Below are 7,514 nucleotides of genomic sequence, written 5' to 3'. Positions count from 1 at the left end.
AGGCGACCTCGACGAAGCAGGAATTCAACGTCAAAGCTACCTATGCGTAGATTTGAGTAAGTTTGAAAGAACGGGTCAATACTATATAATGAACGTATATATTTCGTGTTCTAAAGGGGAGATTCTATGAGCGCGACTGTCAATCGACTTGTGGAGGAATTCAAGAGACTGTCTGACGAAGAAAAGCGGGAAATGATTGAGAAGCTTGAGGCAGAGGATTTTTACCGTCAGGTTCTTCAATATTCACTGCGTGACTGGGATTATGCAAAGGACGATGCCTACAATGACCTATAAGGCGGGAGAAATCGTCCTGACCGTTTTTCCATTTGCTGACTTGACCAGCAGGAAGAAAAGACCTGTTCTCATCGTATCCAGTGAACCTTTGCACCGTGATCGCGGTGAGTATATTGGTTTAATGATAACGTCGCACGAAGTACGTGACTCGTGGGATATCGAGGTGAATGATTGGCGGCAAGCTTCTCTTTTGTTCCCGTCAGTGGTTCGTGTAAGCAAAGTGTTTGGTCTTGAAGACGCCAACATCACTCGCAAGTTGGGGAGGATGACTGAGCGCGATCTTGTCGGTGTTCTGGAGTGTTTTAGAAAAGCGTTGTATTGACGCAAGACTGGAAATTTCAGCCTTCATTCATTTGCCGTTTAACCCGTTACGCTGAAGTGAGACCGCCGCGCAGTGCGGCGATCACTGATCCTGAATGCCGAGCATCTGGTGTGTGCTGTTCAGCAGGCTCGCCGGCGGGTTGAACCACTGCGGCTGTGTGAGAAAGAGATCGCCGGGGCCGGGATACTGCTCGCCAGCGGACGTCAGGATGTACTCGCGGGACCAAGTCGGGTCGAAATAAACCCACGCGCCATTGATCCACGAGCGATTCCAGGCGTGTCCTGTGTTGCCGTTGTCAACCTGCGGTGTCGCCGCGTCGTTTGCATAGCCGACGACCATCTCTGTCGGGATGCCAAGCGCGCGCAGCATGGCGTCTGCGACGTTCGCGTAGTCTACGCAGATGCCTGAGCGTGTCGCGAGCGTTTCTTCTGTCGTGCTCCAGCCATAGCCGCCATTTTTGAGTAGCGGCCCGTTGTAGCCGATATGGTTCATCTCCCACGTGTAGACCGCTTGCGCCTTCGCAAGTGGTGTCGCGGCGCTTGCCGTGATCTGTTTTGCCAACGCCTGAACGGATGGATCGAGCCAGTTCGCCCACGCGGAGGCGAGCATGCCGAGCTGTTGATCGCTGTCCTGACCGCTGTAGGTGAACGTGAACGGAGCCGTGACCGACTGGTGCGCTGTGTCAAACGTGTAGGTGAGCGATGTCTGGTTTGTAATTAGCGGCGGTGCAGCCTGCACTTGGTACGTGTCGGCGGGAAACGGGACGTGCAGCAAAACGCTGAAGCTTCCGTTTGCCGTGACAGGAACGTCGTAGATCCACTGCGCGGATTGGCCTGTCGCGTCACCTGACTCGTTGATCTCTATCCACACGGAGGTCCTTGGCGCGCTGTTTGCGGCAAGGTGTCCCGCCGCATAGACTTGCGGCAGCGCGGGATTGTAGAAAACGCTCGTGAGATCGACAAGCGGATGCACCCCTTTTGCGGGCGCGGCGATGGTCGCCTGGCGCAGTGATTTGTTCGCTAGGAGTGCAGCCGTTGTCGGGGCAATCGAAAAGGCAAGCTCGCCGCTTGCCGGCGTGCCGGGCAGCGTATACGGTGTCACGTAAGGGGTCGGCTTTGTGGTTTTCTTGGGGACGTAAGCCACCCTTTTCTGCTGTGCGATCGTCTGCCGAACGCGCGCGGCGAGGAATGGAAGTTCTGCCTGTGTCGCATAGGTCGAAGCGCTCGCCGTGATCCATCCCGAACGCTTGGCGAATGTCAGCGGCGTAAGCCCTTTTGTCGATACGCCGAGCATCCGGATCAGCCCGGTCACCGCCGTCTGCTGTGTCACATTGTCATCAAACCCGAAGTGTTGTGCGCGGTCAGGCGTCACAAGGTGCGTCTCGATCGCCTGGGTTACAAGCGGCGCGAGCGTGCGCGGCACATCCGAGAAGTGAAACGGGCGCACCGTCTTTGTGGCGCGGGGGGTAAAGGTGTGCATCGCCCACTGTACGAACGCCCCCTTGGTAAGCGTCATAGGTCGCGCAGCGACGGGCGTTTTTCGCATCGTCGCAGGCGTGTGTGGAGGCTGCCGTGTGGCCATGCGTGCGCGGGTCATCGTTCGCGCGACCGCATGCGTGCGTGCCGCAGGCATCGTCTGTGCAAACGCACTGACAGGACTTCCAAGAGCGATGCCGAGTGTGGCGATCGAGGTGAGGAGTGTGTGTTTTTTTCTGGGTGTCCGAGCACACGCGGCTGTCATGGCTGCCCCTCCTTTTTCGGGTGTTTCTATAGCTTGATCTTAGCACGCGGCGGGCGGGGTTTTTACTGTCAGTTTATGGTCGGAACAACAAAAAGCCCGTCCGAAGACGGGGTGTACATTTTAATTCGTATGAAGTAGTTTATTAAAGCTTGTTTACGTTTGCTGCCTGGGGACCGCGCTGTCCTTCAACAATGTCGAATTCGACTTGTTGTCCTTCTTCGAGCGTGCGGTATCCGTCGCCGCTGATCGCGGTGTAATGAACGAAAACGTCGTTTCCGCCATCGACACGGATAAAACCGTAGCCTTTTTCGCTATTGAACCATTTAACGACACCTTGCACTAAGAAATCCCCCTACGGAAAGTACAACCTACGTACTTATTTAGATGTAGTCTCTCACAAACAATATCATTTTGGCAAGATACTGTCAATTAGTGAAACCAATAAATTTCCATTGATCCTTCAACATCCTTCTACTATCCTATGATAGGTTAGGTATAAGGATGCTGGACAGTATGATGCAAAGGAGTTCTCTATCATGCGAAAGTTGACGAAAAACGCGCTCGGATACACGACCGGACTTCTCGCGGGTGTCGCGCTGTTTGGCGGTGTCACGTTTGCGAGCACGGGTGTTCGCTCGATTCTCGCGGAATACGCGAACATTGGCATCAATGTCGGTGGGCGAGTGATTCACACCAGCGCGCAACCTTTTATTTACAACAAGAATGTATACGTTCCGATCAGCACGATTGCGATTGGACTTCACGCGACGGCAACGTGGAACGGGCCCAAAAAAAGTGTGGAAGTCGGCGCTCCGTTCGTGCCGCAGGTTCAGACGGGCATGCTCACGTATTATGGTTTACCCGTTTATAGCGGAACGCATACCGTCACTTACAATCAACAGCAGGATCTTGCGGCGTACGCGCTGGCGGCAGTCGCAAACCTACCTTTTTACAATGACACGCGGACAAACACGGTCTATATCGGAAAAGGGCCGGCGGCGGGACTTCCGCTGAGCGCATTTTACGATGTGCACGATGTGGGCGACTATGCGCGCTCGTTCAATGGCGGAATTGGCCCGATCTACGGCTGGAGTCAGGGCGCGCCGCAGATCGCGGGTCAGACCTACAACAACCTTGATACGCTCGTCTGGGGAACGGCGTCAAGCGGCCCGTCAGAAGTGCCTGGCGTCACGTATGCGATGAATGGGAACTTCACGTCGATGACGGGAATGTTTGGGCTTGATGACGCGTCGGATGGCCATGAGGCGGTGCAACTCACGATCTCGGGAGACACGGGCAACGGAACCATGAAGACACTGTATCAATCGCCGTGGATGAAACGCGGCCAGGCGGCGACGCCTGTCTCGGTCGATTTGACGGGTATGAAGCTTGTCAACGTGTCATTTGGTGTGGAGGCGCTAAAGAGTAACGGTTCTGCGGGTACGGTCTATCAAGCGGGTCAGACGCTGCCGTCCGGCATGGTAACCGATATTGATTTTGCGGATGTGCGGGTGCACTGATGTAACGCTATCCGATTTGGCCAGACGGCTTTCGCCTGATGATATGAAACGAGAGGGGACTTAAACGCTATGAATCCACGCCCGTTTGTGCTCGGGGCGGTAACAAGCCTCTTGTTGGCTGGGGGAACTGCCTATGCCAGCGCGACGTTTCGACACATTGAAGCGTCCTATGCGAACATTTCGATCCAGGTCAACGGAAAACCGGTGCCAACGAGTGCGGAACCGTTTATCTATAACAAGAATGTGTACGTTCCAATCAGCACGGTGGGGCATGCGCTTGGCGCGAACGTCCAGTGGATCAACAATCCGGCGACGGTCAAGGTGACGCCATCGAGCACGGTGCATCCTGTCTCGGTTTACTACAATGGACAAGCGCTGCCTTCAGGGATTACGGATGGGTCGACGTTCCTCGATGTGCCTGCGTCCTCGACGGCGTACACGTCGGTGACGGGACTTTTGCCGACGATTGACAGCGCAGGCAATGTAGACATCAAGCAATCGACGCCTCCCGCATTTCCGACGGGCTCGACGCCGCTTGTCTTGTCGATGCAGCCGACACACTTGTATGGGGACTTTGCGAATACGAACCTGTATCCGAAAGGACAACTGTCTGGCTATTGGAACGCGACGGTGCTGGGGCAGCTTTATCCTGGGATCTACACGATGGAGTGGGGCGTCGTTCCGGGTACACCTGCGCAGGTTCCGGGGGTCGACTATGCGCTCAACGGAAAGTACACGACGTTTAGTGGCACGCTGGCGATTGATGACCTCTCGAAGAATTACGGCGGCGCGGTGCAACTGGTGTTTTTGGGAGACGGCAAAACGATCGGGCAAACGGGTTGGGCGCAAGGCGGGACGGAGCCGATCTCGTTTTCGGTGCCCGTCTCCGGCGTTCAGACGCTTGAGATTCAGTATGAGGTCAAAGGGCCAAACGGCAACATTCACATGATGGGCTCGACGTATACGCCGCCTGCGGTCAATCCGGATGGCTCAAAGACAGATCCGATCCTTGTTGTCGATTTGATGAACGCGGCGCTGCAATAACGTTTGTGGTGTTTCTCTCTCCCTTCCCGTGGGTTACCTTCAGGTGTACAATAGGGGAATCGATAGGTTGTGAGAGAGGGGAATAAAAGTGGCGCTCGTCGATCGGTTTGAACGGGTTCACGATTATCTGCGCATTTCGGTCACGGATCGCTGCAATCTTCGCTGTGTCTACTGCATGCCTGCTGAAGGCATGCAGTTTCTTGATGAGTCAGCGATCATGACGGATGACGAGATTGTCGGTGTTGTAAAAGCTGGCGCTGCGCTTGGCATTCGCAAACTGCGCATTACGGGCGGCGAACCGACGGTTCGCAAGAACTTGGTGGAACTGGTCGAGCGGTTGGCGGCGATTCCGGGAATTGAAGATATCGCGCTGACGACCAATGGCATGACGCTGCGCGAACAGGCGCATGCGCTCAAGCGCGCGGGGATTTCGCGGCTCAACTTGAGTCTTGACTCGATGAAACCGGAAGCGTTTCAGGCGATCACGCGGCACGGAGATTATGTGCGCGTGTGGCGGGGGCTTGAGGCGGCGGTCGAGGCGGGGTTCTCGCCGATTAAGTTGAACGTGGTGCTTGTCAAAGGATTTAATGAGACGGAGATCGTCGATTTTATCCGCCTGACGAAAGAGTGGCCGCTGATTGTGCGGTTTATCGAGTACATGCCGATCGGGCAGGATGCAGAGCAGTGGCGCGCGCGCTATGTTCCGCTGACGCAGGTGTTTGAGGAGGCAAAAGCGGCGGGGCTTTCGCTTGAGGCGGGGGATCAGGTGCGTGGCAACGGGCCTGCGGAGTATTTCCGCGTGCCTGGGTTTGCGGGCCAGATCGGTTTGATCCACCCGGTGAGCGATCACTTTTGCGCGACGTGCAATCGTCTGCGTCTTACGGCGGATGGGAAGCTCAAACCGTGTCTCTATTGGGAAGACGAGGTGTCGGTGCGGGACTGTGCGCACGATCCGGAGAAGCTCAAGGAGCTTTTTTATCGGGCGCTGAAGCTGAAGCCGGAGAAACACGAGATGGCGCGCGCGGGGGAACTGCTTGAAAATGGGCTCACGCCGACGTGGCGCGCGATGTCGCAGATCGGCGGCTGACGTGTGGCCTGCTCGCATCCGATTTTCCTTTAAAAATACTTGAAAAAGGCTTGTCACACCGTGTCGTATCTTGTAGAATTATGAGCAATAGAGAATAAGCAATTGAATTGTGTTGCTGCGCGTAGGGCATCGTTTTCTAGTCCCCCCTAGAACGCATGTCCCCCATGACGCTCTACGCGCAATTTTATAGCAATTTTTATGAATTCATACCTATATCTTCGCGTCATGACTGCGCGGTGTGCGGATCACCTGATTTGTCAGGATGATCTTTATTGCACCCACGAGTATGATTTTCGGTAAGACCTCCCCACCACCCTTTGCGGGTGGTTTTCTTTTTCTCGGCGATGTTTGGACATCCTAAGAAAAAAGTGACGAGGGGGTCTTCTGCTCGTGAAGCGTTTTTTTCGATCTGGTCTTATGGCGTTTGGCATAACTTGCGCGACGCTTTTGCTGGGGTACGCATGGATGGCGCGCCAGCCAGCGCCGATCCGCGTGTTGTCGGCGCAGACGTCGGCAGTGGCGTCCGCGCAAACGAACGGGGAAGTACCCCGCACAACCGTCGTGCAGCCAGCGCAAGGGGCAGTGGTATCGTCTGGCGCGCCAGGTGTTGTGGGAATGCAAAGCGACGCGCAGGGCGCGTCTGATACGCCAGCTGCACGGCCGCAGTCGGGGACGGGGACTTCTCCTGTGCGGGCAGATGATTCAAGCGCTACGCTTTTGCGGTCGCTGTTTCACGCATCGCCGCGGCAGGCGGCTCCATTGTGGCTGATTGTCGGGACGGATTCACGGGCGGGTGAGTCTGCGCGCTCGGACACGATGGTCTTGGCCAAAAGCAATGCGGCAGGGACGCGCGTGCTGCTGATCTCGGTGCCGCGTGACATGCGCGTTGCGATCCGCGGCTATGGCACGACAAAGGTCAATCACGCGCTTGCGTACGGCAATCTTCCTCTACTCAAAAAAACGCTTGATGAGACGTTTGGCTTCCATATTGATCACGCGCTGTCCGTGGATTTTGACGCGTTCAAGGAACTGGTCGACGCGCTTGGCGGCGTGCCAATGACGGTGGAGCGCGCCATGGATTACGACGACGCGAGCGACGGGACGCATATTCACTTGCGGCCGGGGCGACAGATCCTCGATGGGAAAAAGGCGCTTGACTATGTGCGCTTCCGGCATGACGCGCTTGCGGATACGGGGCGTATGGCGCGCCAGCAAAAGCTGCTGCGGGCGATTGTGACGACGAATGTGCCGCCGGACCATTGGTTTGCGGTGGCAAAAGCGGCAGTGACGATGCCGACGCACTTGCATACGGACGCGAGTGTGTGGGAGGCGGTGTCTGCGCTCATGCATGTGATGCTGAGTCCGAATCACACGGTCGTCACAGAGATGATGCGCGGGCGAAATGCCGTAGACCCGGCAGACGGCTTGTGGTATTTTTACGTAGATCCGCGCGAGTTGTACAAGGTGCGCGCGCAGATCGAACACTTTGGAAAATGATGAGGGTCGA

The 7,514-nt window shown here is 56.0% G+C and carries 8 protein-coding genes; 6 read left to right on the top strand and 2 right to left on the bottom strand.

Translation table 11 applies throughout. The annotated features are described in order from the left end of the window. Positions 1 to 126 precede the first annotated feature (126 nt). Positions 127 to 294, top strand: coding sequence for a hypothetical protein (locus tag ATW55_RS16335; protein ID WP_160327217.1), 168 nt, complete (start codon positions 127 to 129; stop codon positions 292 to 294). Then, complete coding sequence (locus tag ATW55_RS09645; RefSeq protein WP_067716429.1) at positions 284 to 616, top strand: type II toxin-antitoxin system PemK/MazF family toxin; 333 nt, start codon at positions 284 to 286, stop codon at positions 614 to 616. Before ATW55_RS16335 ends, ATW55_RS09645 begins: the two co-directional genes overlap by 11 nt. 81 nt (positions 617 to 697) lie before the next feature. Here the strand turns inward: ATW55_RS09645 and ATW55_RS09640 are convergent, their stop codons facing one another. Then, a complete protein-coding gene (locus tag ATW55_RS09640) occupies positions 698 to 2,356 on the bottom strand; it encodes a transglutaminase domain-containing protein (RefSeq protein WP_067716425.1) in 1,659 nt (552 codons plus the stop codon). Positions 2,357 to 2,498: 142 nt separating this feature from the next. Then, positions 2,499 to 2,696 (bottom strand): cold shock domain-containing protein, encoded by a 198-nt coding sequence (locus ATW55_RS09635; RefSeq protein ID WP_067563365.1) that lies wholly within the window; start codon positions 2,694 to 2,696, stop codon positions 2,499 to 2,501. Positions 2,697 to 2,892: 196 nt separating this feature from the next. Between ATW55_RS09635 and ATW55_RS09630 the strand changes: the two genes are divergently transcribed. From ATW55_RS09630 to ATW55_RS09615, 4 genes are all read left to right on the top strand, one after another. Continuing rightward, entirely contained in the window at positions 2,893 to 3,876 is a 984-nt protein-coding gene (locus ATW55_RS09630) for an NPCBM/NEW2 domain-containing protein (RefSeq protein ID WP_067716420.1), read from the top strand. A 69-nt stretch (positions 3,877 to 3,945) separates the two neighbouring features. Next, a complete protein-coding gene (locus ATW55_RS09625; protein ID WP_067716415.1) occupies positions 3,946 to 4,920 on the top strand; it encodes an NPCBM/NEW2 domain-containing protein in 975 nt (324 codons plus the stop codon). Between the two features lie 82 nt (positions 4,921 to 5,002). Beyond that, complete coding sequence (gene moaA / locus ATW55_RS09620; protein ID WP_067716411.1) at positions 5,003 to 6,007, top strand: GTP 3',8-cyclase MoaA; 1,005 nt, start codon at positions 5,003 to 5,005, stop codon at positions 6,005 to 6,007. 390 nt (positions 6,008 to 6,397) lie between these two features. Further along, positions 6,398 to 7,504 (top strand): LCP family protein, encoded by a 1,107-nt coding sequence (locus ATW55_RS09615; protein ID WP_067716408.1) that lies wholly within the window; start codon positions 6,398 to 6,400, stop codon positions 7,502 to 7,504. The last annotated feature ends 10 nt before the right edge of the window (positions 7,505 to 7,514 follow it).

The organism is Ferroacidibacillus organovorans (genome assembly GCF_001516615.1).
GTDB classification, from domain to species: Bacteria; Bacillota; Bacilli; order Alicyclobacillales; family SLC66; genus Ferroacidibacillus; species Ferroacidibacillus ferrooxidans_B.
This window is presented reverse-complemented; position numbering and strand designations above follow the sequence as displayed.

Coding starts and splice junctions, on each gene's coding strand:
- ATW55_RS09630 (WP_067716420.1), top strand. CDS start 2,893: ATGCGAAAGTTGACGAAAAACGCGCTCGGATACACGACCGGACTTCTC.
- ATW55_RS09640 (WP_067716425.1), bottom strand. CDS start 2,356: ATGACAGCCGCGTGTGCTCGGACACCCAGAAAAAAACACACACTCCTC.
- ATW55_RS16335 (WP_160327217.1), top strand. CDS start 127: ATGAGCGCGACTGTCAATCGACTTGTGGAGGAATTCAAGAGACTGTCT.
- ATW55_RS09645 (WP_067716429.1), top strand. CDS start 284: ATGACCTATAAGGCGGGAGAAATCGTCCTGACCGTTTTTCCATTTGCT.
- ATW55_RS09625 (WP_067716415.1), top strand. CDS start 3,946: ATGAATCCACGCCCGTTTGTGCTCGGGGCGGTAACAAGCCTCTTGTTG.